The following is a 26,763-nucleotide window of genomic DNA, read 5'->3' as shown; positions in this document are numbered from 1 at the left end:
CCGGTGCGGGCCCGGAAACAGACGGAGAAGCGTGATGCCGAACATGATGCTGGGCCCGATGCGGGTCGACGGCGCATACGAAGGCGAACAACTCACCCGACGCATGGGCATTGAAATCATCACCTGCGAACCGGGACTTGTAGTGGGCACCATGCCGGTCTCCGGCAATCGCCAGCCGGTGGGAATTCTGCACGGCGGCGCGAACGCCGTGTTCGCCGAGACCCTCGGTTCCCTGGCCGCGTTCCTGTACGCGGGCCCCGGCGGCAACGCGGTGGGCGTCGACCTGTCCTGCACCCATCACCGCTGGGTCTCCTCGGGGACCGTGACCGGGGTGTGCCGGCCCCTGGGCGAACGCCAGGCCATGGCCAGCTACGAGATCGTCATCACCGACGACTCCGGCAACCGGACCTGCACGGCACGGCTCACCTGCGCCATCCGGCGCGGCGGCGGCCGCAGACCGGGCGCTCGCACCGCGTCCGCCCCGAGACCGGCAGGGGACCAACCCACACGAACGGAGCACCGATGACCCCGACTTCAGCACGGACCGTGGTGGCGTCCGTCGACGATCTTCTCGGCCCGGCCGAGCAGCGCTTCTTCGGCCGGGGCTTTCGCCGGGTCGGCTACGACATCGGCGAACTGCGCCTCACCCGCGGCGCCGACGCGGCCGTGCACGCCGCCTCCTCGGTGGGCGTCAGCTACCCCGCCGACTGGTCGAAGAAGGCCGCCGGCACCGATCTGCGCCCCCACTTCAGCACCGTCGACGGCCTGGTCGTCGCCGCCCAGCTGGCCGAGGCGTGCCTCACCGGACCGGTCACGGATCTGCGCGACGCCTGGCTGCGCAAGGTGCGGATGACGGCCGGCACCAGCCCGCAGGAGGACCTCGAACGGCTGCCGGCCGACGCGACGCTGCGCCGCACCGACCCGCTCGCCGGGGAACCCGGACGCGCCGTGTCCCTGGTCGACTGCACGGTCGGCAGCATGCGGGTGCGCTGCGAGGTCGTCCACGCCCTGCCGACGGGGACGGCGCAGGAAACCCGTACGTACTCCGGCCTCGACGCCCTCCTCGGCCCGGCGCCCGACCGCTGCTTCGGCACCGGGTTCACCACCCGGCGGCAGTACATCCGCGAGGTGGCGGTGGACCGGGGGGCCCTGCGTGCCGACGCCGCGCTGACCGTCGTCCACGAGGACGGCGCCGCGGTGCCCACCGCCGGTCTGGAGGGGGCGCACCAGCCGTCCGTGTCGATGATCGACGCCTTCGTCACGGCCCTCCAGCTCGCCCAGATCATGCTCTACGACCTCGACGGCATGCGCCGCCAGGACAGCAACACCCTGTGGATGCGCCAGACCACGCTGACCGCCTCCCGCCCGGACCGCCCCACGACGGCCGTACCGGTGACGACCAGGCTGGACGAGCCGGGGCTGCTGCGCATGGGCGGCGGCACCTGGCGCACGCTGGACGTCGTGGCCGAACTCGCCGGCCTCCAGGTCCGCTCGGCGGTCGCCCACCAGCTCCCGGAAGGGAACGTGGCGGCATGACCCGAGCGGCCGTGCTCGCCGGCGTGGGCGGCTTCGTGCCCCCGCGCGTGGTGACCAACGACGAGCTGTCCCGGCGGCTGGACACCTCCGACGACTGGATCCGCACCCGGACCGGCATCGCCCGGCGCCACTTCGTCGACCCGGGCACCAGCACCGGCGACCTGGCCGTCGAAGCCGCCGAGCGGGCGCTGAAGAACGCCGGCGCGGACGGCGCCGACCTGGTGATCGTCGCCACCACGACCCCGGACCGCCCGTGCCCGGCGACGGCTCCGGCCGTGGCCGCCCGCCTGGGTCTGACCGATGTCCCGGCGTACGACGTGGCGGCGGTGTGCTCCGGCTTCGTCTACGGCCTCCAGGCCGGCGCTGCCGCCGTGACCGCGGGGTTCGCCGAGCGGGTGCTGGTCATCGGCGCCGAGTCGTTCAGCACCATCCTGGACCCCGAGGACCGCACCACGTCCGTGATCTTCGGCGACGGGGCGGGCGCGGTGCTGCTGCGGGCCGGGGAGCGCGCCGAGCCCGGTGCCGTGCTCGACGTCCACCTGGGCAGCGACGGTTCGATGGCGGACCTGATCACGGTGCGCGGCGGCGGCGCCGAGGAGCGGTCCCGGGGCGGGACGCCTCGCCCCGAGGACCGGTACTTCCGGATGGACGGCAAGTCCGTGTTCTTCGCCGCGGTGCGCCGTATGGCGGAGTCCTCGCGCACCGTGCTGGCCCGCACCGGCTGGGAGGTCGCCGACGTCGACCGGCTCGTCGGCCACCAGGCCAACACCCGCATCATCCACGCCGTCGCCGAACAGCTCGGGCTGCCGCCGGAGCGCGCCGTGCTCAACATCGAGCGTGTCGGCAACACCTCCGCCGCATCCATCCCGCTCGCCCTCGCCGACGGCCTGGCCGACGGCACCCTCACCGCGGGCGACCGGGTGCTGCTGACCGCGTTCGGCGGCGGCGCCACCTGGGGCTCGGCCACTCTCGTCTGGCCCGAGCTGCCGATCGGCTGAACCCGGCGGGCCCCAGCGTCGCGGCCTGCTCGACTCCCCTGCACCCACCACGTTTTCGAGGTGACCCATGACCGGTTCCGTGTCCACGATGATCATCGAGATCCTCACCGGCAAGTTCGACATACCCCAGGAAGAGGTCGCGCAGAGCACCGTCTTCGAGGACCTGTCGGTGGACTCCCTGGCCCTGCTGGAGGTGTCGCTGCTGCTGGAGAAGCGGCTCGGCGTCTCCATCGCCGAGGGCGTGCTGACCTCCCAGCAGTCCATCGACGAGGCCGCCCGCGCCGTCGAGGCGCTCGGCGCTCCGGCGCCCGCCGGCACCGCCGCCTGAGCCGTGCGCGTCGTCCTGCTCCGGCACGGAGAGACCGACCGCAACGCCGCCGACCTCTTCCAGGGCCAGGCCGACATCCCGCTCAACGACGACGGGGTACGGCAGGCGCAGCGGGCCGCACGCTCGCTGCCGGCCGGAGGCTGGGCAGCCGTCCACTCGTCCCCGCTGGCCCGGGCGGCCCAGACCGCCGCGTACGCGGCGGGCCGGCTCGACGTGCCCCACCACCGCGTCGACGGCCTGCGTGAACGCCATCTCGGCAGCCTCGACGGGCTGCACCGCGCCGAGTTCGCGCGGAGCCACCCAGCGACCATGCGGCGGCTGCTGGACGACCCCGGCTACGCCCCGCCGGGCGGCGAGAGCGGCCACGCCGCGCGGGCCCGCTTCTGTGCGGCCCTGCACGACGTGCTCACCGCGCAGCGCACCGCCGAGCGGGTCCTGGTGGTGGCGCACGGCGGAGTGCTGAACCTGCTGGCCGCAGCCCTCGTCGCCGCCCGCGACGACGAGCCCCGGGGCATGGTCGGCACCTGCCGGGCGCTCTGCCTGGACGCCGAGTGGACCGCACAGGGGCGCGCCCGGATCGCGCTACGCCGGCGCAACGCCGACCCGCGGGAGGGCGCCGAGGCCGGCCACCCCCTCGCACCTGACTCCTTCGTCGACCTCGACGACCTCACCGCCAAGGAAGTGACCCACACATGAGCATCGAGATCACCGTTCTCTTCGACGTCGTACCGGACCGCATGGACGCGGTGACGGCCGCCTTCAACGACCTGTGCGCCGCGACCCGCGAGGAGGAGGGCGCGCTGCGCTTCGACGCCTTCCGGTCCGGGGAGCACCCGGACGTCGTCGTGCTGGTGGAGGACTGGGCCGACCAGGAGGCCATCGACCTGCACATGAAGGAGCCGTACGTCGCCGACTTCCTCGCCCGCACCGAGGGCGCGTTCGTCCGCCCGCCGTACGTCCACCGCCTGCGCGCGCTCGACGCCTGAGCCGTGGTGAGCGACATGCAGCGACCGCGCGTCCTCGTCGTCGGGGCCGGTCCCGTGGGGATGGTGCTCGCCGCCGAGCTCCTGCGGCACGGGGTACGGGCCGACGTCATCTCCAAGCTCCGCAGGCAGAGTCCGCACTCGCGGGCCACGATCCTGTGGCCGCGCGTCCTGGAGCTGCTGGACCGGGTGGGCGTGGGCCGGAAACTGGTCGAAGGCGGTCACTACTTCGACCAGATGAACTACTACTCGAACAAGAAAATGATCGGCCTGGTCCGCTTCGACCGGCTGCGGGGCGTCGGCTATCCCTTCGCGATCACCATCCCGCAGTGGCGCACCGAGGCGATCCTCGAAGAGCACCTGACCGCGCTCGGCGGCAGTATCGACTACGACCACGAGTTCCTCACCGGCACCCGGCACGCGAACGCGGTGAACTGCCGGCTGCGCCTGCCCGACGGCACCGAGGAGACCCGGGCCTACGACTACGTGGTGGGCGCCGACGGCTACAACAGCGGCGTGCGCGAGGCGTTCGGCTTCCGGTTCGCCGGCCGCACCCTGAAGACCCGGCTGGCCATCACCGACGCCGAGATCCTCGGCGAGACGACCAGCAGCGAGGCGGCGTACTACCTGACCCGCACCGGCAACATGGTGCTGGCGCCGCTCGGCGACGGCGTCTTCCGGGTCGGCGCGAGCGTCCCCGACGACTACACCGGCGACACCCCCGACCGGGCCTTCTTCGAGCGGCTGCTCGCCGAACGCGTCCCCGGCGCGCGGCGGCTCGGCGAGATGCGGTTCAGCGGCGTCTTCACCGCACACGTGCGCTCCGCGAGCACCTACGGCGCCGACCGTGTCTTCCTCGTCGGCGACTCCGCGCACGCCATGAGCCCGTCCGGCGCGCAGGGCCTGAACACCGGCCTGCAGGACGCGGTCAACCTGGGCTGGAAGCTGGGCGGCGTGGTGCGCGGCGACTACCGCCCCGAACTGCTCGACAGCTACGACACCGAGCGCCGGCCGGCCGTCGACGAGGTGGCCGCGCTGTCCACCCGGCTCGCCCGGATCGGGCTGTACTCCACCCGGCACCAGACCCTGGCCCGCGACGCCGTCTACCGGCTGGGCACCGCGACCCGGACCCTGGAGAAGGCCCTCGCACCCCGCCTCGCCCAGATCGACACCCACTACGGGCCCCGGCCGAGGCGGCGCAGCCTGGTGCCGGGCGAGCGGCTGCCGCTGGGCTGGCGCGAGTCCAGCACCGAGCCGGTGCTCTCCGTGGACCGGTTCACGGTCCTGCTGTGGCCAGGACTTCAGTACCGCCACGAGCTCTGGACCCAGGTCGTCGAAGCACTGCGCGCCAAGGTGTCCGGCGCCGCGCTCGCCGACCTCGGCGGCCGGCCCCCCGGCCCGCTGCTCGGCAAACTCCCGCGCGAGGCCCACGCGTTGGTCGTCAGGCCGGACGGTCACCTGGACGTCCTCGTCCCGCTGGACGCCCGCTCCCCCGAGTCCTGCCTGCACACGGTCACCCGGGCGCTCGCCCGCCATGTGCGCGACACGGCACCGGCGGCCCTCACCGCCGTACCCGCATGACCCCTCACCCCACCCCCTCTCCCTCACGACACAAGGAGCTCCCCATGTCCCCCCGCGTCACCCTCACCGAAGTCGCAGACATGACGCCCGAACAGCTGGCGGTCTACGAGAAGTTCGAGTCGAACCTGACCCGTGCGCTGCTGCTGACCAAGAACTCGGCCGCCGCCCACCTCGCGCTCGGCGGCACCTTCACGGTCGGCCTGCTGAGCCTGCTGGACCGCGAGGTGATCGTGCTGCGGGTGGCCAAGCTGCGCGACAGCGAGTTCGAGCGCCTGCTGCACTACCCGCTGGCGCGCAAGGCCGGTCTGGGCGACACCGAGATCAAGGCGATCGAGGACGCCCTCTACGACGAACTGCCCGCCGACCGTGCCGCGCTGGTCCGCTACGTCACCGACTGCATGGTCGACCACAAGGCGAGCGAGGAGGCGTTCCGGGAGCTGCGCAAGCACTACTCGCAGAACGAGATCGCCGAGGTCACACACCTCGCCGGGCACAGCGCCATGACCGCCATGTACCTGGCCAGCCTGGACATCCCGCTCGACGAGGGCATCGCCTCCTGGGGCCGGCTGACCGAGGTCCAGGACGAGGTCAAGGGCTGAGGTAGCGACGTGCAGTATGTACGACTGGGCTCGTCCGGCCTGAAGGTCTCCCGCCTCGCGCTGGGCTGTATGAGCTACGGCGAGCGCGGCCTCGGCACCCACCCCTGGTCGCTGCCCGAGGAGGAGAGCCTGCCCTTCATCGCGCAGGCCCTCGACCTCGGCGTCAACTTCTTCGACACGGCGAACATCTACTCCCTCGGCACCAGCGAGGAGTTCCTCGGCCGGGCGCTGGGGAAGCTGACCCGCCGTGAGGACGTCGTCGTCGCGACGAAGGTGTACGAGAAGCTCGACGCTTGCCCGCTGTCGGGGGGTCTGTCCCGCTCGGCGATCATGCGCGAACTCGACGCCAGCCTGCGCCGGTTGGGCACCGACTACATCGATCTCTACATCGTCCACCGGTGGGACCACGACACACCGGTCGAGGAGACGATGCAGGCGCTGCACGACGTGGTGCGCGCAGGGAAGGTCCGCTACATCGGCGCCTCGTCGATGCACACCTGGCAGTTCGTCAAGGCGCAGTACGTCGCCGATCTGCACGGGTGGACACGGTTCGTGAGCATGCAGAACCACTACAACCTCATCAACCGCGAGGAAGAGCGGGAGATGCTGCCGTACTGCCTCGCCGAGGGCGTCGGCGTCACCCCGTGGAGCCCGCTGGCCCGCGGCCTGCTGGCCCGCCCCTGGGAGACGGAGTCGGCGCGCACGGCGGGCGACCCGATCCAGGAGCGGTTCTACGGACCCACCGAACAGGCCGACCGCGCGGTCGTCCGGGTGGTCGCCGAGATCGCCGCCGAGCGGGGCGTGCCCATGGCGCAGGTCGCCCTGGCCTGGCTGCTGCGGCAGCCGGCGGTCACCGCGCCCGTCGTCGGCGCGACCAGGCCGCATCACCTCCAGGACGCGGTGGCCGCCCTGGAACTGGAGCTGGACGACACCGAAGTGGCCCGGCTCCAGGCGCCCTATGTGCCGCACGCCGTCGTGGAATACGTCTGACAGGCAGGTGGAGAAACCATGGGAATAGCCGACTACGCCCTGGCGATGCCCAGCGGCAAACGCAGCGTCGACGAGGTGAGCCGGGAGTCGGGCTGCGGCCCGGAGAAGCTCGGGCAGATCCTGCCGTCGGGGAAGTTCTCGGTACTGGCCGAGGGCGAGACCGCCTGGGGTCTGGGCCGGGACGCGGCGGCCCGGCTGCTGGACCGCAGCCCGGTGCCGCTGGACGAGATCGGCCTCGTCCTCTACGCGGGCTCCAGTGAATGGGGCACGCCGTTCTGGTCGCCCGCAGCCAAGATCGCCGGCGAGCTGGGGATCACGCAGGCGCACTGCTACGAGGTCTCCAACTTCTGCAACGCCGGCATGGTGGCCGTGCAGCTGGCCGACGACCAGGTGCGGGCGGGCACGCACAAGTACGCCCTCGTCGTCATCGCGGACCGGCTCAGTGAGCTCGTCGAGTACGGCACCGGCTACGTCGAGCTGTTCAACTTCGCCGACGGCGCGGCCGCCGTACTGCTCACCGCGGACTCGGCGGCCACCCGGTACGAGGTGCTGGGCGGGGCGCACCACACCGACCCGCAGTGGGTGGACTCCTACTACGGCGAGATCAAGAACGGCGAGGTCAAGGTAGAGCGGGGCGAGAAGCTGGACGGCCTCGGCGAGGCCTTCCTGGATAACTTCACCACCCTGACGCACAAGGTCCTCGCCGGCATCGGCGCCGAAGTGGCCGATGTGGCCTACTTCCTCGTCACACATGGCAACCAGGACACCCACCGCAAGTACCTGGCCGCGCTCGGCGTGGACGCCTCCCGCAGCGTCTTCCAGTACGAGCGCGACGGCCACCTGGGCGGCGCCGATCCGCTTCAGGCCCTGGAGGAACTGGAGCAGGAGGAGCGCATCGGCGCCGGCGACCTGGTGATCGTCGCGACCGCCGGATCGGGCTTCACCTGGGGGGTCACGGCTCTGCGGCGGACGTGACGCGCCCCCTTCAGCCGACGGCACCCCGGTCCATCAGGGCCGGGGTGCCGTCGTATGCGCAGGTCAGCGGTGGTGAACGGAGTTCAGGTCCATCGTCAGCAGTTGCAGGGCCGCCTCGTGCGGGGAGTCCGGTTCCGCGTGGTAGAACTTCAGGATGTTGCCGTCCTGAAGATCCGCGGACTGGTACATCAACTCCAGCTCACCGACGACCGGATGGTCGAAGAGCTTGGTGCCCTCGATGCAGTTGGACACCCGCTGCCGGCACCACAGCGCGGCGAACTCCTCGCTCTGGATGGTGAGTTCGCCGATCAGCTCGGCCAGCAGCGGGTCGTGCCGGTGGCTTCCGGAGATGAACCGCAGATACGTCACGTTCGACTCGGACTCGGTGGCCCAGTCCGCGTACAGCGAGCGGACGTCGTCGTCGAGGAAGTTCATCTTGATGATGTTCGGGCGCTGCTCGGCGTGTTCGGGGGCCTCGAAGTCGAGGTGCGGCGCGAACAGCCGGTGGTAGAGGGAGTTCCAGCTGAGGATGTCGCAGCGGTAGTTGAGCACGGCCGCCGCCACGTTCCCGAGCGACTCCACCAGCATCCGGGTGTACGGGCTCACCTGGTCGCCGCGCGGCTCCGGCTCGTGCGGGTTCTGTACGGGCGTACCGATCTTGAGCAGGAAGTCCCGTTCGTCGGCGCTCAGTTGCAGGGCGCGGGCGATGGAGAGCAGGACCTGCGGCGAGGCGTGCGCGGTCTGCGCCTGCTCCAGCCGCGTGTAGTAGGTCTGGCTGACTCCCGCGAGCGCGGCCACCTCCTCGCGGCGCAGCCCCGGAACCCGCCGGGAGCCGCTGGAGCGCAGTCCCATCTGCTCGGGCCGGACACGCTCGCGCATCTGCCGCAGGTAGCTGCCGAGATCCGTGTTCACGATGTGCTCCACCCTTTCGATTATGAGGTGCCGTCCGGGATCGGCAATGCCGCCCCGAACGGCGTGACCTATGCCACGGCGGCCGGGAAGACGGGACGGGGGAGAACCGTCTTCCCGGCCGCGGGCCGCTGCCCGGGCAATCAGCCCGGCAGGGCCGTCCTGCGGCGCAGCGCCACCCACAGCAGCAGGCCGACCACGACCTGGCAGCCGCCGGCGACGCCGATCGCGGTGTGGATGCCGGTCAGTTCGTCGGTGACGCTCACCGTGCCGTGTCCGATGACGGTCGCGAACACCGCGCTGGTCAGCGGGATGCCGATGGCGATGCCGACCTGCTGGCTCTGCGTGGCCATGCCGGTCGCCATGCCCTGCATGTCCGAGTCGACGGAGGACGTGGCGATGACCATGAAGGACAGGGCCGCCGTCATGGAGAAGAAGGCGTTCACGAACTGGGTGGCGATCAGCGGGATCAGCCAGCGCGAGTCGGAGGTCGCCCACAGCACGGGGAGCATGAACGCGCCCTGCAGGAACAGGGAGACGCCGAGCAGGGTGCGCGGCTGGACGCGCTGGAGGATGCGCGGACCGAGCGTGCCGGCGATGATCTGGCCCACGCCGATGCCGAGCAGCACCAGACCGGCGACGAGGGACGACAGGCCGAGCACGTCCTGGACGTACAGGCCGGTGAAGAAGATCAGTGCGGTCTCGCCGCCGAAGATGAACAGGGCGGCCAGGTTGCCGAACGCGATGTCGGGCTTCTTCAGGACCCGCACCGGCACCAGCGCGTCGGCGGTGCGGCTCTCCACGGCCCAGAACACACCCAACAGGACGGCGGAGGCGATGAGACAGCCACCGGCGACGAGGTCGAAGCCCTCCTCACCGACGCGGGTGACGCCGTAGATCCCGGAGAATAGGCCGAGGGTGATGAGCAGGGCGCCGGGCAGGTCGATCCGGGTGCGCCGCTCGGCCCGGCTCTCGTCGACGACCAGCGGCACGACCAGGATCGCCGCGATGGCCACCGGGATGTTGATGAAGAACGCCCAGCGCCAGGAGAACACGTCCGTGAGGAAGCCGCCGAGGATGGCGCCGACGCTGAAACCGGAGCTCATCATCACGCTGTTCAGGCCGAGCGCGCGGGTACGCAGGGCCGGCTCGGTGAAGGCGGTGGTGAGCAGGGCGAGCGCGGCCGGTGTGACGGCGGCCGTGGCCAGACCCTGGAGGGTACGGGCGATCAGCAGCATCGTGGGCGAGTCCGCGACACCGCCGACGAGGGACGAGACGGCGAGGACGGCCATGCCGACGGTGAAGATGCGCCGGCGTCCCACGTAGTCGCCGACACGTCCGAGGACCAGGGTGCAGCCGGCGGCGCACAGGGCGAACGTCGTGGTGATCCACTGGAGGCTGCCGGTGGAGAACCCGAGGGCGGTACCCACCTCGGGCAGCGCGACGTTCAGCACGGAGAAGTCGGCGGCCATCATGAACTGGGAGGCCAGGAGCACCACCAGAGCGGCGACCTGGCGTCCGGTCATCCGGACCGGGGTTGAGTGCGCGGTGGCCGCGCTCGTGGTGGTATCTGCGGTGGTCATGCCCCCAGACTCGGGTGCGCGGCCCGGGCCAGCCAGATCCTCCTTGACGGCAGCACTGCCGGGACTGTCACTGGCAGTGCCACCTTCGCGGTCCGGCCGGAGCAGGTCCTTGTAGCCCTGCCGGCCGGTGGCGATCCGTCGCCAACGGGTGAATCCGGCCGGGCGGTGCGTGGTGGCCGCCCCGGCAGCGGGAAGGCCCTTGCGCATACCGGACCAGCGATGGGCAGGAGCGTCCCGATGCCGAAGTTCCTCATCCAGGCGACCTACACGTCCGAGGGCACCAAGGGGCTGCTCAAGGAGGGCGCGAGCGGCCGCCGCACCGCCGTCGACCAGGTCGTCAGCGGCCTCGGCGGCAAGGTCGAGGCCATGTACTTCACGTTCGGGCAGGACGACCTCGTCCTCATCGTCGACTTCCCCGACCCGGTGTCCATGGCCGCCGTCAGCCTCACCGTCAAGGCCAGCGGCGCCCTCCACACACGGGCCACGCCCCTGCTCACCGTCGACGAGATCGACGAGGCGTCACGCCGACAGGTCCAATTCCGCCCGCCGGGTTCGTAGGCGGTCCCGTCGCTCTTCCCCGAGGACGAGCCCCCCCCCGCTCATTCGCGTTCGCATCCGGTTCGGATCGCGGGCCGCCGCACCCGCCTCGATGGACGGGATCCGGTGCCCGGCATGGACTGCGTACCCTGCGTACCCTTGACGAAGTGCGTGGCCGACAGCCTTGCCGGTCAGGCCGGTTCACCCGGGCGAATCCGAAGGATCAGCGAACGTGTTTTTGAAGAACAGTCGCCCCAGGCTCGCTTTCGTCGCCCTCGTGGTGGCGCTGTCCGCCCTGGCCGCGGCGGGACCGACGATGGCGGCCACGCCGGACGCCGTGGCGGGAGCGCAGGCCGCCCCGCGGGAGCGGGCCCGTACGGCCGCCACGGCACCCACCGGCTTCGTCGATCTGCCCACGAGCCCCCTCCGGGCCGACGGCGGGCGGCACGAGGTCAAGGTCGCCCACCGCAACGACGCGACGGCGGACCGGACCGTCGCCCCGCAGCTCCTGGTGCTGTCGCCGGACGCGGGTCCCTTCCTCGACCCGGCGGACATCAGGGTGGAGCGACGTACCGCGTACGGAAGTTGGGTGCCCGTGCCGGTCGGCACCCAGGCCGGCACGCTGTTCACCGACCTTTCGGCCGCCCGGCGCACCCTGCACCCGGGCGAGACCTTCACCCAGGTCTACCGTTTCACCGTCGTCGACCCGCGCGCCCGGGGCACGGTGGCCCCGAGGGTGGCCCTCTACGGCTGACCGGCCTCGGGACGCCGTGGAACTCCTGGGGCGGGGCGGACGTTGGCTGGATGGCACGCGAAGCGCACGAGGACGACCGGAACGACACGGCTGAAGCCGAGGTGGCACGGATGGCGATGTGGGATCGGATCAAGGACCAGGCCAAGGGGTTGCAGCAGCAGGCCCAGGGCGCGCGGGGGGCCGGTGGACACGGGCGGCCCGGGGCGGGGTCCGGTGGGCACGGGCGGTCGGGCGGGGGGTCCAAGGCGCAGCTGGTCAGCGCGCTGAAGACCCAGCTCACCTCCCTCAAGACGGAGCTGAAGAGCGGCGCCTACCGGGACGCCAGCATGGCCATGTGCGCCCTGGTCGCCGCGGCCGACGGGAATGTGGACCCCGCCGAGCGCCAGCACGTGGAGTCGCTGATCCTGAACAACGACGTCCTTCAGAACTTCCCGTCCGAGCAGCTGCGCCAGCGGTTCAACAAGCACGTCGACCAGCTGTCGTTCAACTTCCAGCAGGGCAAGGCCGAGGCCCTTCAGGAGATCGCCAAGGCCGCGAAGAAGCCCACGGAGGCCCGGGCGGTCGTACAGACCGGGTTCGTGGTGGCAGGTGCAGACGGCTACATCGCACCGGCGGAGGAGCAGGTCCTGCGCGAGGCGTGCCAGGCACTCGGGCTGCCGGCCCAGGAGTTCGGCCTCTGACAGGGCGGCGGTGAGGCCACGGCTGCCCCGGCCGACGTCAGCGATGTTCGGGCGGGGCGGCACGGCCATTCCGGCTCGGACTCCGCCTCTTCCCCACGGCGGAAGCAGCCGAGAGGGACCAGCTCTGGTGGGCTATGCCCCGGCGCGCACGATGAGCGTTCCGATGTGCCCCTCTTTCGGGGCGTCCAGCACCACAGCCTCAGCCGTGACGAAGCCGGCGCTCAGCAGGTGCCGCTCCCACACCTGCGGCTTGTAGCTGTAGCGATACGTGAACATCGCCTTCCCGGCAAAGCCGCCCTTGTACATGCCCTGGGGTCCGTACGCGCCGGGGATCGCCGGCGGCTGAGCGAACACGAAATGGCCGCCAGGGCTGAGCCGGGCCCGTACGAGGGGGAAGAGGCGGCCCGGGTCGGTGAACCAGGCCGCCCCGAAGATCGAGTACACGGCGTCAAAGGTGTCCTCGCACGCGGCGAGCCACTCCAGGACCTCGCCGCGTTCGAACGTCGCGCCGGTGCGGGCCCACCGCTCGCTGGTCTTCTTCACCATGACCGGGGACAGATCGACGCCGCGAGCCTGGATCCCTTGCTGGGCCAGGTAGGCGAGTGCCCGCCCGGTGCCGCACCCGATCTCCAGAACCCGGTGCGGGCTGCCGAGCAGTTCCGGCCCGGGTCCGTGCCCGGCGTACTGAGTCCAGCAGAACACCGGCTCGGCGTCGTCCTTGAAAGCGGACTCGGCGAAGGTGTCCCAGAGTTCCGTCTCGGCGGCGATGTCGTGCGGTACGGGCACGGCTTGTTCCTCCGCGTGGTGTCGGGATGCGGGGCCCCGCCCTCCGGGGGAACGCGAGGGCGGGGGTGACTGTAGTGGTTCAGTGGCTGTCGGGGACCTTGTTGTCGCAGGGCGAGCTGGGTTGTCTTGCCGTACGAAGACTGCCCCCGGCCCGGCCTGTCCAGGGTGGGGACCTGGAGCGGGAGTTGTGGGACTCGTGCCGCCGGAGTCTGCGGCCCCCCGGCGGGACGGGTGTGTGGGTGCGACCCTGACCCGGTGGTCGCCGCGGGGCCCCTTCACGCCGGGGCAGGGCGGCGAGGCGTCAGCGGCGGGGACGCCCTGTGCCGGCGCAGGACGCGTGGATGCAGCCGGACTGCTTCGCGCCCCCGGAGGGGCTGGAGTTCTCGTACGGCACCGACGCTTCGTCGCTCTTGATCGGCTGGTCGCACGCCAAGCACATGCGCAGGCTCAGGTCAGTGAGGGTGGCGTGGTGGTCGCACAGGGAGACGACGGAGCGGGCGAGTCGCTTCACGCGCTCGGTCTCGCCGTGCAGGCCTGCCGCTTCCGGCTCGTCCAGCCGCCGTTTCGCCTCGCCGACGCCGGCCAACGCGACTCGCCCGGGCACGTCGCTCGGGGGCAGGCTGACCGCGAGCTCCTCGACCGCCGGGATCAGCTGCCGAAGGAAGCTGTCGAGGTCCTGGCGCCAGAGCTTCAGCGTCTCGTGCCGCGGCAACGTCCGCTGATCGAGGAACCAGGACACCGCGGCGCGCATCGCGGCGGGGCTGGGCGCGTGAGTGTCCGCCTCCTCTTGGGCGGTGCTCATCGGGTCACCGCCGGCTGTTCGGTCCGGCAGCGAGGGCATGCGCAGGGCGGGGTCGGAGACATCAGCGGCAGCGGCGGCTGCGGCTCGGTGTCGTGCAGGATGTCCAACGTGCCACGGTCCTTGGTCACAGCGCCGCAGCGATCCACGGTGTACACACGCAAAGTCATCTTGACCCCGGAATTCGGCGGGGTTGTAGCGTTCGTCATGTCGACCTGCTCTCTCAGGTTGGCCGCTCCCCGGGGCCGTGCCAGCGGTCGCCGGGGTCCGCATTTCCCAAAGCCGGGCACAGCGCGACCGCAGACGCGACCACGAGCACGGCACAACAGAGAGACTGGACCGGTGGACCGGTCCAGTCAAGCGGGTCGGGAAAGGCGCTACCCCATCGGGTACCTGTCGATCTCCTCGAACACGTGCGACGCGGTGACGCCCTCCTCGCAAACCAGCGGGCGTCCGTCCTGGTCATACGCCGTGTGCAGCACGACAGCGACGGCAACGGGCTGGTCCACGTCCAGCAGACGGGCCTCCTCCTCGGTAGCCAGTCGCACTGTCTTGACGTCAACGCCTTCCAAGGGCGAGCGACCTGTTTCACGCCGCACATAGTGGGTCGTTCCCTCGGCGATCGGGCCCGCCATGGCCAGCCGAGGCGCAGCGTCCGCGATATCCGGTGGGAACCAGGCGGTGACCAGCGTGCCCGGAGTTCCGTCGTCCAGCAGGACCAGTCGCGCCCGGCGCAATGCGGTCGCGCCGACGCTCAGCCCAAGGACATCTCTCAGATGCTCCGGCGGCTCAACCCGGTCGGGTACGCCCAGCCGCCGAAAAGGCGCACCGCCCGACACCCGGGCAGAGCCTGCCCGGCGCCCACCAGCAGGCCGCGCAACCGGCGTCTCCGCGACGGTGAACCCCGCGCCTTGGCGTGCGATGACAAGGCCGTCGTTGCGGAGCACGTCGTACGCCTTCACCACCGTCGCCCTGGACACAGACCACTGTTCTGCCAGGTCACGGCCGGACGGCAGCAGTTCGCCGGGACCGAACTCGCCGCCCGCGATCCGGGTCCGCAGGTCCTCGGCAATCTGCTCGTACTTCAGCAACGACATCGGTGCGCACTTCCGATCACTGGACTGGTCCACCGGTAAGCCCCCAGAATGCCCCCATGACGAGCCCCGAGGTAGCGCCGGAGATCGTGAGGTTCTACGCCGAGACCATTGACGAGGCCCAGCGGCTGACTACGACAGCTGACGGCCGGCTTGAGATGGTACGCACGCAGGAACTGCTGCGCCGGTACCTGCCCCCACCGCCCGCCCGCATCCTCGACGTCGGCGGCGGGCCCGGCGCTCACGCCCAGTGGCTCGTCGAAGACGGTTACGCCTTGCACCTCATCGACCCGATCGCCCGTCACATCGAGCAGGCCAGGAAGACCGGCGCCACCGTCGAACTCGGCGACGCCCGCCGACTCACCGCCGAAGATGCCTCCTACGACGTGGTCCTCATGCTGGGCCCGCTCTATCACCTGGTCGAGCGCGCCGACCGCGACCAGGCTCTCTCCGAAGCCCGCCGTGTACTCAAGCCGGGCGGCCTCCTGGCGGCCGCGGGCATCAACCGGTACGCCAGCCTGTTCGAGCACGCTGCCTACGCGCACCTGCACAAGGAGGCGATGCGATGCAGCATCAGCGGCATCCTCGACTCCCAGATCCACGACGGGAAGAAGGCATTCACGGCTGCCTACTTCCACAGCGGCGTGCAGCTGCGCGACGAGGTGGCCGCGGCGGGCTTCGAGGCCACCGAGGTGTTCGGTGTCGAGGGCCCGGCCTGGTCCATGCTCGCCGCGGCCGAGCGAAACACCGGTAACGACTTCCGGCACTCCGCGCTCTTCGAATCGGCGCTCGTTGCGGCCCGGATGGCGGAGCCGTACCCCGAGCTGCTGGCGGCAAGCTCCCACCTGCTGGCCGTCGGGCGGCGTCATGGTGGCGCTGAAGGAACGACATGACCGCTCCAGAGCCATCCCCGAGATAGATTCCCCGGCATGTGACTCAGCTCACGGGAAGCCAATACGTCGTGCCGGACAGCTCATTGAAGTGAGCACTCATATGCGAACCCGGGTACGGGCCGGGGAATCGAGCGCGTTCGCGGAGCTCTTCGACAGCTACGCCCGCGCGGTCTACAACCATGCCTTCCGGCTGACCGCCGACTGGTCCGTGGCCGAGGACGTCATGGCCGCGACCTTCCTGGAGGCATGGCGGCTGCGCGACAGGGTGGACCCCGAAGGCGGCTCGCTGCGGCCCTGGCTGCTGGGCATCGCGACCAACACGGCCCGCAACCAGTACCGCAGCAACCGGCGTTACCGGGCCGCCGCGAACGCCGCCGCGGCGGCCGAGCTGTCGGTGCCCGACCATGCCGACGAGGTGGCCGACCGGGTCGACGACGGGCACCGTCTGACGGTGGCCCTCACCGCGCTCGCCAAGTTGCGCAGACCCGAACGCGAGGTCGTCACACTCTGTCTGGGCGAGGGCCTGGACTACGAGGCCGCCGCGCAGGCACTGGGGATCCCGGTCGGCACGGTGGCCTCCCGGCTCTCCCGCGCCCGCAAGAAGCTGCGCACCCACGCCGAGGACGCGTCGGCCCGCGCCACGGCCAGGACCTCGTACGAAAAAGTTCGCGGAATTCGGGAAGGCGGCCGGCCCGCGCGACAGACAAGAGGTGATCACACAAGCGTGATCCGGCCCGCACAGGAGGGAAACCGATGAACGCGAACACGCCCCGGCCGCACCCGGCCGAGTGGGACGAGAGCGCCACCGAGCTGCTCTCGCATACGGCGCGTGACCTGCCGTCGGGCCGCCACGAGTTCCACAAGGAGCGTCTGATGGCCCAGATCCACGACATGCGGCAGGACGAGCACAACGCGACGCCGGCGCCCGGGCGGAAGCGCCGCCTGCGCCTCCCGCGCCCGGCGATAGCGCTGCCCCTGACAGCGGTCGCCGTGGCGGCCGCGGTCGTCGCCGGGGTGTGGCAGAGCAGCGGTGGCGCCGGCGGGGTCCGGGACAGCGGCGTCGCCACCGGACCGGCGCTGACCACGCGGATCGGCGCGACGACCACCAAGGGCATGCCCCAGCTGCTCGACCGGATCTCGCTGGCGGCGGCCGACACGTCCCACCCCGACGTCAAGCCGGGGCAGTTCATCTACGTCGAGTCCAAGTCCGCCGACAGCTTCGTGAAGACCGTCGGCGACAAGTCCAGCCTGGCCAGTCACGCGCTGCACACCCGTCAGGTGTGGGAGTCCGCGGACGGCACCGAGGGCTGGCTGATCGACCCCGCGGTCAACGACGGCCCCGAGGGCGAGACCCTGAGCCTCCCCGACGAGCAGGGCAACACCCCGGAGGCGACGCTGAACGCCCCCTCGTACGACTACCTGGCCGCGCTCACCACCGACCCGGACAAGTTGCTCGCCAAGATCTACAAGGAGACCGAGGGGATGGGCAACACCCCCGACCAGCAGGCGTTCACCACCATCGGCGACCTGCTCGGCGAGAGCTACCCGCCGGCCGAGCTCTACCCGGCGCTGTTCAAGGCCGCCGCGAAGATCCCTGGTGTCGTCGTGGTCGACGACGCGGTGGACGCCGCCGGACGGCACGGGATCGCGGTGGCCCGGCTCGACGAGACCAGCGGGCAGCGCGAGGAGTGGATCTTCGACCGGAAGACCGATGTCTTCCTCGGCCAGCGCACCGTCCAGGTCAGCAAGAACAGCGGCACGGACGCCCTGATCACCCCCGGCACCGTGCTCTACACCAGCGCGATCATGCAGCGGGCCATCGTCGACGAGATGAAGCAGACCCCGTCTCAGGCGGGCTGAAACCCCCGACGGCTCTCGACGGCTCCCGACGGCCCCCTCCGCCCCCTCCGCCCCTTCCGCCGGCGACCTCACCGGTGCTGCGGCGGCGGGGGCGGCATCGTCGTCAGGTCGGGCGCCGGCTCGGGCCAGACCAGCAGCAGCGGGCAGGCGGCATGGTCGACGACGAACCGGCTCGCCGGGCCGAGACTGTGCGGGCCGAGCCGGACGCGGTCGCCGTCGCGGGCCAGGACCAGCAGGTCGGCGCCCTCCGTCGCGGCGACGACCTCCCGCTCGACCCGGCCGGTGCGCTCGGTGCGGGTGCAGGGCCGCCCGAGGCGCTCGGCTGCAGCTTGCAGGAGGCTCTCGGCGGAGGCTGCCGCGAGGTCCTCGACCCGGGTGCCGGGGTCACGCTCCGGGTGGCCGCGGCCGAGCAGCCCGGCGAACGCGCCGTGCGCGGCGTCCGCGACCTCGTGCCCGGTGACATGCAGCAGGACGATCTCGGCGCCCTCGGGCGCGTGCGTGCGCGCGGCGTCCACGCAGGCGGGCCAGGTGCCCTCGACGACCCAGACGACCACCGCCATGGGATCAGCCTCCTCCGATCACGGCCAGTGAGGCCCACAGTGCCAGTACGGCGGCGCACAGGCTCGCGGGTACGGCGTACAGGCCGAGCCGGGTGAACTCCCGCAGCTCCACCTCCGCGTCATGGGCGTGGACGATACGCCGCCACAGCAGCGTCGCCAGCGATCCGGCATAGGTGAGATTGGGGCCGATGTTCACCCCGAGCAGCACGGCGAGGACGGCGCCCGGGCCGGAGCCGGAGGTCAGCGGCAGCAGCACCAGGACGGCCGGCAGGTTGTTGATGACGTTGGCCAGTACGGCGGCCAGCGCGGCGATCCCGAACAGGGCCGCGAGCCCGGTGCCGTCGGGGATCAGGTGCCCGAGGGCCGTGTCGAGCCCGTTGTCCACGACCGCGCGGACCACGACCCCGAGCGCCAGAACGAACGCCAGGAACGGCACCGACGCGGAACTCACCAGCGCCTTCGGCGTCGTACGGCGTCGCACCAGCGCCCGCACGGCGAGCACCGTCGCGCCGGCCAGGGCCGCCCAGGCCGGGTCGACGCCGACGGCCGAGGTCAGCACGAACCCGGCGAGCGTGCCCGCCACGGTCAGCAGGGCGAACAGCGGCAGTTCGGGCGCGTCGCCGGCGGACGGGGCCTGTGCACCGGCGTCCAGGTCGGAGGCGAAGAAGCGCCGGAAGACCGCGTACTCGACAGCGATCGCGGCCAGCCACGGCAGCGCCATCAGCGCGGCGAACCGGGTGAAGCTCAGCCCGCCGGCCGCGAACGCCAGCAGGTTGGTCAGGTTGGACACCGGCAGGAGCAGGGAGGCCGTGTTCGACAGATGGGTGCAGGCGTAGACGTGCGGCTTGGGTCGGGCGCCGATCCGGGCCGCGGTGGCGAACACCACGGGGGTGAGCAGTACGACGGTGGCGTCCAGGCTCAGTACGGCCGTGATCGCCGACGCGGCCAGGAACACCTGCGCCAGCAGCCGGCGCGGCCGGCCCGCCGCCGTACGCGCCATCCAGGCCCCGCACGCCTGGAACAGCCCCTCGTCGTCGCAGAGTTGGGCGAGGACGAGTACGGCGGCCAGGAACCCGATCACCGGCCCTAGCCGTTCGGCCTCGTCCAGCGCGTCGCCGAACGAGATCGCCCCGGTCGCCACCACCAGCGCCGCGGCCGGCACGGCGACCACGGCCTCCGGCCGGCCGAAGGGACGGACGACGGCACCGACCAGCACGAGCACCAGCATGGCCACGGACAGGGTCTCCGCGAGCGGGGTGTTCGGCTTCGGGTCCTTCCGGGCTTACGGGTCCTTGCGACCGGCGACGGCACGCCACCGGTGACTCTCGCCGCACGGTAACTCCGCCGGGCGGCGGCTGCCGGGGAGCCCGTACCTCGGCGAGGTTGTTGTCCTGACGTCTGTCAGGACCGGTCCGACCGTCGGCTCCATACGGTTTCCAGCGGCTGGAGTTACGCCCACAGGCCCGGACCGACCGTCCGACCGTCCGACCGTTCCAAAGGGGAAACAGACATGATCCACTCTGCGAGAGTCGCTGCCGCGACCATGGCATCCACCGTCATCGCCGCCGCCGGCCTCGTCTTCGGCACGGCCGGCTCCGCCCACGCGACCGGTCATGGTCCGGGCAACTACGGCGTCTGGGCCTCCGGCGTCAACGTCCGTGCCGGCGGCGGGGAGCAGTGCTATCTCTACCCGTCGGCCGCCAACTGCCCCGACATCCAGACCACCGTGAGCAACCCGGCCCAGGTGTGGGTGTACTGCCAGCAGGAGGGCGCGCAGAGCGTCGGCGGCAACCCGTACTGGGTGTGGGTGCTCACCCCGAGCGGCCACCGCGGCTACATGGCCAGCTACTACATCAGCAACACCACCGACTGGATCGACGGCGTCGAGGACTGCTGACGAGGCCATGACGACGTCCGCGCCCGGTCGGAGCACTCGGCCGGGCGCGCGTGAAAGGAGATGGCATGGCCGACCAAATGGTCATCGAGGCACAGAAGTTCATCAATTCCTACGACGTTGCCGGAATCCCGAAAGTGGAGGAGAACGGCCGCACCGGCTGGGCCGTGATGTTCGCGCTGACCCGGGCGCTCCAGCACGAGCTGGGCATCACCTCCCTGTCCGACAGCTTCGGCCCGACGACGCTCGCCACTCTCCAGTCCCGCCACCCCGTCATCGGTGCGGGCACCCGGCACGAGAAGATCCTCAAGATCTTGCAGTCGGCGCTGTACTGCAAGGGCTACGACGGCGGCGGCATCGACGGCACGTACAACAACTCCGTCGCGGCGTCGGTCCGTGAGCTGACGCAGAACATGGGCGTCGACGGGGTCTTTCCGGACGGTGTGTCGCCGAAGGTGTTCAAGGCGCTGCTCACCATGGACGCGTATGTCGTCATCGAGGGCGGCAGCGAACTGACCCGCGCGGTGCAGCAGTGGATGAACGGCCGCTATGTCGGCCGCCGCAACTTCTTCATCGTGCCGTGCGACGGTCACTTCTCACGGGACGTACAGAAGGCGCTCATGTTCGCGATCCAGTACGAGATCGGAATGAGCGACGACGTCGCGAACGGGGTCTTCGGCCCCGGCACCCAGCAGGGCATCAGGAACAACCCCCTGTCGGAAGGCTCGTCGGGGACGTGGGTGAGTCTCTTCACCGCGGCCATGATCTTCAACAAGCGCGGCGGGGTGTTCTTCGACAGCCACTTCGACGCCGACCTGGCGACACGCGTGCGCAGCTTCCAGAATTTCGCGAAGCTCCCGGTCACCGGACGCGGCGACTTCCAGACCTGGGCCTCGCTGCTGGTGTCCACCGGCGACGCCACCCGCAGGGGGACCGCGGCCGACTGCGTCACCGAGGTCACCGACGCGCGGGCGGCGGCGCTCAGGGACGCCGGCTACCAGATCGTGGGCCGCTACCTGTCCAACGTCCCCAATACCTCACTCGACAAGAAGATCAAGTCCGGCGAGCTGAGCCGGATGGCCTCCTACGGTCTGAGCTGCTTCCCGATCTACCAGACCTGGGGCGGGGAGGCGGCCTACTTCCGCCGCGAGCAGGGAATCGCCGACGCCTTCGCCGCCATCGAGTGCGCCAAGCGCTACGGCTTCAAGCCCGGCACGCGCATCTACTTCGCCGTCGACTTCGACGCGCTCGACCACGAGGTGACCGACAACATCCTTCCGCATTTCCGTGGCATCCGGGACATCATGAACGAGCACGGCCAGGGGTACCTGACGGGCATCTACGGACCCCGGAACGTATGCAGCCGCGTCGCCGCCGCGGGCTACACCTCGGCGAGTTTCGTCTGCGACATGTCCACGGGCTTCTCCGGGAATCTCGGCTATCCGTTGCCCGGTGACTGGGCCTTCGACCAGATCTCCACGGTTTCGGTGGGAGCGGGCAGCGGTCTCATCGAGATCGACAACAACATCGTGTCGGGCCGTGACGCCGGCCAGAACACCTACAGCCCCGAGCACATCACCGGTCAACTGGACGTCGATATGGACATGTCCAGGCGGAGCTCCCTGCTCGCGGACGTCCAGTCGTATCTCCTCAACAGCATGGGTGTGCCGGAGGAGGGCGGAAACCAGGGCGCCCAGGTTCTCACCTACCGGTCGACCACGCAGGCGTTCGACATTCTGATGAGCTTCGACGGGCTGGTCACCCAGCTCGCGCGCACCTTCAGAATGCGCAAGGCCATCATCCAGAGTCCGCTGCTCTGGGAGATACGGATGTACAACACCCTGGACGTCGTCGGCGACGAGGCGGTCATCGACCACTACGACGGGACAGGACTGAGCACGAAGAACGACGCCAGCACCGGTCTCGCGCAGATCTTCGCGGCCACCGCCATCCGCGGCCGCAACCACTGCATCCGGGCGGGCCTGATCGGCGGCTCCATCCTGGACTCCGCCAACGAGAACGATCTGTGGAACGTCTGGCAGCAACTGCACAACGACCACCACTACAACATCAGCTCAGTGCCCGCGGTCCTGATCGAGGGCGCGAACGACGTCGGCGTTCCCCAGCCGTCCATGTTCACGGGCGAGGAGGACACCCGCCGCACGCTGGCCCGCTACAACGGCACCGATGACCGGGCCCAGAACTACGGCACCGCGATGCTCGGCCTCCACCGGGTGTTCGAGAAGTACAACGCGCCCCTGCGCGGCCTGTGACGCACCCGTCCCCACCCATCGCACCACTCGCTCTCAGAGAGGACGGGCATGACCTTCTCATCCCCACACCCGCCGCGGCGTTCCGTACTGCGCACCGGCGTCGGCCTGACCACGGCGGCGGGCCTCGCGACGCTCGCGCTCCCCTCCCCGGCGTCCGCGTCCGGGTCCGGGTCCGCATCCGCGCGGGCCGCCGTGGACGGCCCGCGTACGCACCCGACCAGTGCCAACGGCTGGCCGATGGAACCGAAGGCCGACGAGTCGGGCGCCATCTGGACCCGCCAGGTGCCGGGCAGCTCGGTCTCCGTGGCCCTGCGCATCGGTGAGGCGGCCACCGTGCTCGTGCATGTCATCCGGCGCTACCACTACGAGATCGACACTCTCGCTCACGGCGAGGTGATCGGCTTCCGCCCGGCGGACAGGACGCTGAAGGGCTACGCGACCAACCACGCCTCGGGGACGGCGGTCGCGATCCGCCCGACCTGGTACCCGGCCGGCGCCAGGGGCGGTCTCTTCCCCCACCAACTGGCGACGGTCCGCGACATCCTCAAGGAATGCCAGGGCGTGGTGGCTTGGGCCGGAGACTTCCGCCGCCCGAACGAGTCCCACTTCCAGATCGACGTGCCCCCGTCGGACGCGCGCCTGAAGCGCCTCGCGGACAGGATCCGCGGCTGGGAGGACATGCCCGGCCAGGGGGCGGGGACGCTCGCCCTGGGCGCCTGACATCGGCGTCCTCCGCTGCGGTTGCCCCTACCTGGCTAGGTGTCATCCCGCGCCGTGTCCTGAGGTCGGAAGGTGACCGAGCGGCCCGTGAAGTCGGCGTCGAGGCCGTCGGCCGTGGTGGTGACCGAGCGCAGGTGCAGGCCGTCGGGGATGTTCCGCAGCGGGATCGGCCGTTCGAAGACCCGGTCCAGGATCAGGCTTCCGGCGGCGGGCAGGGCACCGCCCGTGACCTCGAAGTCCTTGAAGGCGATGCGGTTGCCGGAGACGGCCGAGACCGACGTCTCCACGGTGACCTCCCCGCCCAGCGGCAGCACGACGACCGCGCTCACCCGACCCGGGCGGCTGCCCTGGGAGATCTCCAGACCGAGAGTGTCGGAGACGTCCGTGTACGACAGTGAGGCGGTCGCCCGCGCGCTGCGGGCCCGGGCCTCGCTGTCGTCGTCGGACTTCGTCAACCCGTCCAGCCGGAGGGAGAGTTCGGACACCGGCAGCGGGCGGGTGGTGCCCTGCGCCGGTATGTCGTGGGCGGTGATGTCGACCCGTCGCAGGGTGCCGGAGGCCGCCTGCGTCACGACCGGGAAGCCGCGCACATGGACCTCCGGCGGCAGGGGTGTGTCCATGCCCTGCTGGAACGCCTTCGCCGTACGCGACTCGATGCGGGCGGCCACGGCCCGGTCGACGACGACGGGGAGGAGGGCCAGGGTGACGAGTCCGGCGGCGAGGAGGGCGAGCGTTCGCCGTCGGCGGCGGGGCTCGCCGGACCCTTCGTCTGCGCCCGCGTAGGCGTTCTCACGTTCGTGGTCGTAGCCGTAGCCGGGTTCGCCATAGCCGTTGTCGTGTCCGTCAGAGCCGTAGCCGTAGTCGTAGTCGTCGTGTCCGTGCTGCATCCGGCGCATGGGCCTGCCCTCCTGCGTGGGGTCGGTGGGTCGATGGGTCGGTCGTCAGGGGTGTGGGTGGGGCGGTCGGGTCGTCGAGAGGTGGCGCACCGTCGCGGCGGCGGCGGCGCTGTCGACCCCGGCGGCGATCAGGGCGGAGGTGGCGGCGGCCGAACCGTCGTCCGCCCAGATCCCGGTGTGGACGGTGTCGAGGAGTGCGAGCAGGTGGGCCTCGATGGCGGCGCTGAGCGGGCCGGGCGGGACGACGGTGTGGAAGACGCCCCGGCGCTGCCCCTCGGCGAGGATGCCGGCGACCGTCTCGCGGGCCGGGCCGAGGAGTTCGCCGACCTGCGCGGGGCTCAGGTCCTGGCGGGCGAGGCCGATGAGCGTGCGATAGGCGTCACCGACCGGCCAGAGGGTGAGGACGAAGCGGGCGAGGGCACCCGTGGGGCCGCAGTCGGCGCCCGGGCCGGGAGCGCTCGCGTCGGCCACCGCACGTCGTATCGCCCCTACGGCGTCCTCGGCGAGGCCCTTCACCAGCGCCGCCCGTCCCGCGAAGTGCGTGTACAGGGTGCGGCGCGCCACCCCGGCGGCCTCGGCGATGTCACCGAGGCTGCTGTCGGGGTTGCGGCCCAGTTCCCGCAGGGCCGCGTCCAGGATGCGGGCGCGCGTGACCGTCGTCGTACGGCGGGTTCGTGCGGGTGGCTGGGGCGTCGGGCTGCTCACGGCGGCACCTCGGTGCGGAGGGGGGTTCAGAGAAGCTGACCGCGATATTTGCACATCGGCGAGCAAGAAACTAGTCTGCTCATCGATGTGCAAATAACTCGCAGCCCCCTGGGAGTCCCCGTGCCCTTCCTTGCCAACACACCCGTCGAGAAGATGACCGGCCCGTACGCGCGGCGCTGGTGGGCACTGCTCGTGCTCTGCCTGAGCCTGCTGATCGTCGTCATGGCGAACACGTCGCTGATCGTGGCCGCGCCCGACATGACCCGGGATCTGGACCTGAGCAGCAGCGACCTGCAGTGGGTCATCGACGGCTACACCGTCCCGTACGCCGCGCTGATGCTCGTCCTGGGCGCGATCGGCGACAAGTACAGCCGTCGCGGCGCCCTCGTCACCGGTCTGCTGATCTTCGCGGCCGGTTCGGTGATGGGCAGCCTCGTCGACGAGACCGGCCTGGTCATCACCGCCCGCGCGGTCATGGGCGTCGGCGCCGCCGTCGTCATGCCGGCCACCCTGTCCCTGCTGGTCGCGATCTTCCCCCGCGAGGAGCGCGCCAAGGCCATCACCGGCTGGACCGCCACCTCGGGCCTGGCCATCGCCGTGGGCCCGCTGGTCGCCGGCTGGCTCCTGGAGGACCACGCCTGGGGCTCGACCTTCCTGATCAACGTGCCCATCGCGATCGTCGCCGCCGTCGGCGCGCTGGCGCTCGTGCCGCCGTCGAAGGCGCAGGGCATCGGCCGGATCGACTACGTCGGCGGGCTGCTGTCCATCGTCTCCGTCGGCTCGCTGGTCTACGCGGCCATCGAGGGCCCGCACTTCGGCTGGGGCGCCGGCCCGGTCGCCGCGGCCGTGGTCGCCGGTGTCGGTCTGCTGGCCTTCGTCGTCTGGGAGCTGCGTCACCCGCACCCCATGCTGGACGTGCGCAAGTTCGCCCAGCGGCCGTTCAGCGGCTCGATGCTCGCGGTGCTGTTCTTCTTCTTCGGCACCTTCGGCGCGCTGTACTACGCCACCCAGTACCTCCAGTTCGTCCTCGGCTACGGCGCGCTGGAGACCGGCGTACGGCTGCTGCCGCTGGCCGGTGCCGTCTTCGTCGGCGCCGCGGTGACCGGACGGCTCACCCCGAAGCTCGGGGTGAAGGCCATGGTCGTCACCGGCATGCTGATCGGCACCGTCGCCGTGTTCCTGCTCACCCGGATCGACGAGAGCTCCTCGTACACCGACTTCCTGGCGTCGCTGATCATGCTGGGCTTCGCGATCGGCCTGAGCGTGTCCCCGGCCACCGACACGATCATGAGCTCGTTCCCCGAGTCGGAGCTGGGCGTCGGCGGCGGCGCCAACGACACCTCGCTGGAGCTGGGCGGCGCCCTGGGCATCGCGATCCTCGGCTCACTGCTGGGCACCGCATACCGCGACAGGCTCACGGACCTGATCGGCGGGTCGCAGCTTCCGCACGCCGCGCTGGAGACGGCCAAGGACTCGGTGGGCGGCGGTCTCGCGGTCGCCGAGGAGATCGCGAAGAACCCCGCCGGCGGCGCCCAGCAGGCGCAGGCCCTCGTCGACGCGGTGCACGAGTCCTTCGCCCACGGCGTCGCCCAGACCAGCCTGACCGGCGGGATCATCATGGCCGCCGGGACGATGATCGTCCTCGCGGTGCTGCCGGGTCGCCGCAAGGCGGGCGCGCACACTAGCCAGGACGGGACCGCGCCGCGGGAGACGGCCGATTCGCAGAAGGCCGCGTCGGGCACCGCCTGAGCGGAGCGGACGCGGACGTCACCCCTGAACGGGCCGTGCCTTGAGCGGCGTACGGCCCCGGACGGTGCCGGGAGGGGACGG

29 protein-coding genes are annotated in these 26,763 nt (G+C 71.1%); 20 read left to right on the top strand and 9 right to left on the bottom strand.

Annotation, left to right across the window (positions count from 1 at the left end; all coding sequences use genetic code 11):
* Nucleotides 1–34 precede the first annotated feature (34 nt).
* The 10 genes from OG254_RS26000 to OG254_RS25955 all read left to right on the top strand — a co-directional run bounded on the left by OG254_RS26000 (nucleotide 35) and on the right by OG254_RS25955 (nucleotide 7,990).
* Nucleotides 35–526 carry a hotdog fold thioesterase gene (locus tag OG254_RS26000; protein WP_405586051.1) on the top strand — a complete coding sequence of 164 codons (492 nt, stop codon included), beginning with the start codon at nucleotides 35–37 and terminating at the stop codon, nucleotides 524–526.
* Entirely contained in the window at nucleotides 523–1,536 is a 1,014-nt protein-coding gene (locus tag OG254_RS25995) for an AvrD family protein (protein ID WP_405586048.1), read from the top strand. Before OG254_RS26000 ends, OG254_RS25995 begins: the two co-directional genes overlap by 4 nt.
* Complete coding sequence (locus tag OG254_RS25990) at nucleotides 1,533–2,534, top strand: beta-ketoacyl-ACP synthase III (protein ID WP_405586045.1); 1,002 nt, start codon at nucleotides 1,533–1,535, stop codon at nucleotides 2,532–2,534. Before OG254_RS25995 ends, OG254_RS25990 begins: the two co-directional genes overlap by 4 nt.
* 67 nt (nucleotides 2,535–2,601) lie before the next feature.
* Nucleotides 2,602–2,862: a phosphopantetheine-binding protein gene (locus OG254_RS25985; protein ID WP_351190421.1), complete on the top strand. Its 261-nt coding sequence runs from the start codon at nucleotides 2,602–2,604 to the stop codon at nucleotides 2,860–2,862.
* Between the two features lie 3 nt (nucleotides 2,863–2,865).
* Nucleotides 2,866–3,558, top strand: a complete 693-nt coding sequence (locus tag OG254_RS25980; RefSeq protein WP_405586041.1) for a histidine phosphatase family protein — start codon at nucleotides 2,866–2,868, stop codon at nucleotides 3,556–3,558.
* Nucleotides 3,555–3,848, top strand: a complete 294-nt coding sequence (locus tag OG254_RS25975) for a putative quinol monooxygenase (RefSeq protein WP_405586038.1) — start codon at nucleotides 3,555–3,557, stop codon at nucleotides 3,846–3,848. Before OG254_RS25980 ends, OG254_RS25975 begins: the two co-directional genes overlap by 4 nt.
* Nucleotides 3,849–3,863: 15 nt before the next feature.
* Nucleotides 3,864–5,426, top strand: a complete 1,563-nt coding sequence (locus tag OG254_RS25970) for an FAD-dependent oxidoreductase (RefSeq protein ID WP_405586035.1) — start codon at nucleotides 3,864–3,866, stop codon at nucleotides 5,424–5,426.
* 44 nt (nucleotides 5,427–5,470) lie between these two features.
* On the top strand, nucleotides 5,471–6,025 hold the full coding sequence (locus OG254_RS25965) for a carboxymuconolactone decarboxylase family protein (protein ID WP_405586032.1): 555 nt from the start codon (nucleotides 5,471–5,473) through the stop codon (nucleotides 6,023–6,025).
* A gap of 9 nt (nucleotides 6,026–6,034) precedes the next feature.
* Nucleotides 6,035–7,015, top strand: coding sequence for an aldo/keto reductase (locus OG254_RS25960; RefSeq protein ID WP_405586029.1), 981 nt, complete (start codon nucleotides 6,035–6,037; stop codon nucleotides 7,013–7,015).
* 18 nt (nucleotides 7,016–7,033) lie between these two features.
* The gene (locus tag OG254_RS25955) at nucleotides 7,034–7,990 is read left to right on the top strand and encodes a 3-oxoacyl-ACP synthase III family protein (protein ID WP_405586026.1); all 957 of its coding nucleotides are present in this window, start codon (nucleotides 7,034–7,036) and stop codon (nucleotides 7,988–7,990) included.
* A 63-nt stretch (nucleotides 7,991–8,053) separates the two neighbouring features.
* Here OG254_RS25955 and OG254_RS25950 read toward each other — a convergent pair whose 3' ends face one another.
* Together OG254_RS25950 and OG254_RS25945 are read right to left on the bottom strand one after the other, a co-directional pair.
* Entirely contained in the window at nucleotides 8,054–8,902 is an 849-nt protein-coding gene (locus tag OG254_RS25950; protein ID WP_405586023.1) for a helix-turn-helix transcriptional regulator, read from the bottom strand.
* Between the two features lie 140 nt (nucleotides 8,903–9,042).
* The gene (locus OG254_RS25945) at nucleotides 9,043–10,482 is read right to left on the bottom strand and encodes an MFS transporter (RefSeq protein WP_405586020.1); all 1,440 of its coding nucleotides are present in this window, start codon (nucleotides 10,480–10,482) and stop codon (nucleotides 9,043–9,045) included.
* A gap of 237 nt (nucleotides 10,483–10,719) precedes the next feature.
* On the opposite strand from OG254_RS25945, the gene OG254_RS25940 reads away from it, so the two are divergent.
* The 3 genes from OG254_RS25940 to OG254_RS25930 all read left to right on the top strand — a co-directional run bounded on the left by OG254_RS25940 (nucleotide 10,720) and on the right by OG254_RS25930 (nucleotide 12,453).
* Nucleotides 10,720–11,040, top strand: a complete 321-nt coding sequence (locus OG254_RS25940) for a GYD domain-containing protein (RefSeq protein ID WP_147998966.1) — start codon at nucleotides 10,720–10,722, stop codon at nucleotides 11,038–11,040.
* 211 nt (nucleotides 11,041–11,251) lie between these two features.
* Entirely contained in the window at nucleotides 11,252–11,773 is a 522-nt protein-coding gene (locus OG254_RS25935; protein WP_405586017.1) for a signal peptide protein, read from the top strand.
* A 110-nt stretch (nucleotides 11,774–11,883) separates the two neighbouring features.
* Nucleotides 11,884–12,453, top strand: a complete 570-nt coding sequence (locus OG254_RS25930; RefSeq protein ID WP_405595199.1) for a tellurite resistance TerB family protein — start codon at nucleotides 11,884–11,886, stop codon at nucleotides 12,451–12,453.
* 132 nt (nucleotides 12,454–12,585) lie between these two features.
* Here OG254_RS25930 and OG254_RS25925 read toward each other — a convergent pair whose 3' ends face one another.
* The 3 genes from OG254_RS25925 to OG254_RS25915 all read right to left on the bottom strand — a co-directional run bounded on the left by OG254_RS25925 (nucleotide 12,586) and on the right by OG254_RS25915 (nucleotide 15,135).
* Nucleotides 12,586–13,239 (bottom strand): class I SAM-dependent methyltransferase, encoded by a 654-nt coding sequence (locus OG254_RS25925; RefSeq protein ID WP_405586014.1) that lies wholly within the window; start codon nucleotides 13,237–13,239, stop codon nucleotides 12,586–12,588.
* 301 nt (nucleotides 13,240–13,540) lie between these two features.
* Nucleotides 13,541–14,041, bottom strand: a complete 501-nt coding sequence (locus OG254_RS25920) for a DUF6415 family natural product biosynthesis protein (protein WP_405586011.1) — start codon at nucleotides 14,039–14,041, stop codon at nucleotides 13,541–13,543.
* 374 nt (nucleotides 14,042–14,415) lie between these two features.
* Nucleotides 14,416–15,135: a GntR family transcriptional regulator gene (locus tag OG254_RS25915; protein ID WP_405586008.1), complete on the bottom strand. Its 720-nt coding sequence runs from the start codon at nucleotides 15,133–15,135 to the stop codon at nucleotides 14,416–14,418.
* 56 nt (nucleotides 15,136–15,191) lie between these two features.
* Between OG254_RS25915 and OG254_RS25910 the strand changes: the two genes are divergently transcribed.
* From OG254_RS25910 to OG254_RS25900, 3 genes are all read left to right on the top strand, one after another.
* A complete protein-coding gene (locus tag OG254_RS25910; RefSeq protein WP_405586005.1) occupies nucleotides 15,192–16,025 on the top strand; it encodes a class I SAM-dependent methyltransferase in 834 nt (277 codons plus the stop codon).
* A gap of 100 nt (nucleotides 16,026–16,125) precedes the next feature.
* On the top strand, nucleotides 16,126–16,782 hold the full coding sequence (locus tag OG254_RS25905; RefSeq protein ID WP_351190394.1) for a sigma-70 family RNA polymerase sigma factor: 657 nt from the start codon (nucleotides 16,126–16,128) through the stop codon (nucleotides 16,780–16,782).
* Nucleotides 16,779–17,885 (top strand): CU044_5270 family protein, encoded by a 1,107-nt coding sequence (locus tag OG254_RS25900; protein WP_405586001.1) that lies wholly within the window; start codon nucleotides 16,779–16,781, stop codon nucleotides 17,883–17,885. Before OG254_RS25905 ends, OG254_RS25900 begins: the two co-directional genes overlap by 4 nt.
* 68 nt (nucleotides 17,886–17,953) lie before the next feature.
* Here OG254_RS25900 and OG254_RS25895 read toward each other — a convergent pair whose 3' ends face one another.
* Both OG254_RS25895 and OG254_RS25890 read right to left on the bottom strand, forming a co-directional pair.
* Entirely contained in the window at nucleotides 17,954–18,445 is a 492-nt protein-coding gene (locus OG254_RS25895; protein ID WP_405585998.1) for a universal stress protein, read from the bottom strand.
* A 4-nt stretch (nucleotides 18,446–18,449) separates the two neighbouring features.
* Nucleotides 18,450–19,673 carry an SLC13 family permease gene (locus tag OG254_RS25890; protein ID WP_405595197.1) on the bottom strand — a complete coding sequence of 408 codons (1,224 nt, stop codon included), beginning with the start codon at nucleotides 19,671–19,673 and terminating at the stop codon, nucleotides 18,450–18,452.
* Nucleotides 19,674–19,988: 315 nt separating this feature from the next.
* Here OG254_RS25890 and OG254_RS25885 point away from each other — a divergent pair, with 315 nt between their 5' ends.
* From OG254_RS25885 to OG254_RS25875, 3 genes are all read left to right on the top strand, one after another.
* Entirely contained in the window at nucleotides 19,989–20,342 is a 354-nt protein-coding gene (locus OG254_RS25885; protein WP_405585995.1) for a hypothetical protein, read from the top strand.
* Nucleotides 20,343–20,407: 65 nt separating this feature from the next.
* Entirely contained in the window at nucleotides 20,408–22,612 is a 2,205-nt protein-coding gene (locus tag OG254_RS25880) for a glycoside hydrolase domain-containing protein (protein WP_405585992.1), read from the top strand.
* Nucleotides 22,613–22,660: 48 nt separating this feature from the next.
* The gene (locus OG254_RS25875; RefSeq protein ID WP_405585989.1) at nucleotides 22,661–23,332 is read left to right on the top strand and encodes a hypothetical protein; all 672 of its coding nucleotides are present in this window, start codon (nucleotides 22,661–22,663) and stop codon (nucleotides 23,330–23,332) included.
* Between the two features lie 35 nt (nucleotides 23,333–23,367).
* On the opposite strand, the gene OG254_RS25870 is transcribed toward OG254_RS25875, so the two are convergent.
* Together OG254_RS25870 and OG254_RS25865 are read right to left on the bottom strand one after the other, a co-directional pair.
* Complete coding sequence (locus OG254_RS25870; RefSeq protein ID WP_405585986.1) at nucleotides 23,368–24,228, bottom strand: DUF2993 domain-containing protein; 861 nt, start codon at nucleotides 24,226–24,228, stop codon at nucleotides 23,368–23,370.
* Nucleotides 24,229–24,273: 45 nt separating this feature from the next.
* Nucleotides 24,274–24,933 (bottom strand): TetR/AcrR family transcriptional regulator, encoded by a 660-nt coding sequence (locus OG254_RS25865; protein WP_405585984.1) that lies wholly within the window; start codon nucleotides 24,931–24,933, stop codon nucleotides 24,274–24,276.
* 120 nt (nucleotides 24,934–25,053) lie between these two features.
* Here OG254_RS25865 and OG254_RS25860 point away from each other — a divergent pair, with 120 nt between their 5' ends.
* Nucleotides 25,054–26,682, top strand: coding sequence for an MFS transporter (locus tag OG254_RS25860; RefSeq protein WP_405585981.1), 1,629 nt, complete (start codon nucleotides 25,054–25,056; stop codon nucleotides 26,680–26,682).
* Nucleotides 26,683–26,763 lie beyond the last annotated feature (81 nt).

Source organism: Streptomyces sp. NBC_01092 (assembly GCF_045039535.1).
GTDB lineage: Bacteria > Actinomycetota > Actinomycetes > Streptomycetales > Streptomycetaceae > Streptomyces.
Note: the sequence above shows the minus strand (reverse complement) of the source record. Positions and strands in the feature narration are given on the sequence as shown.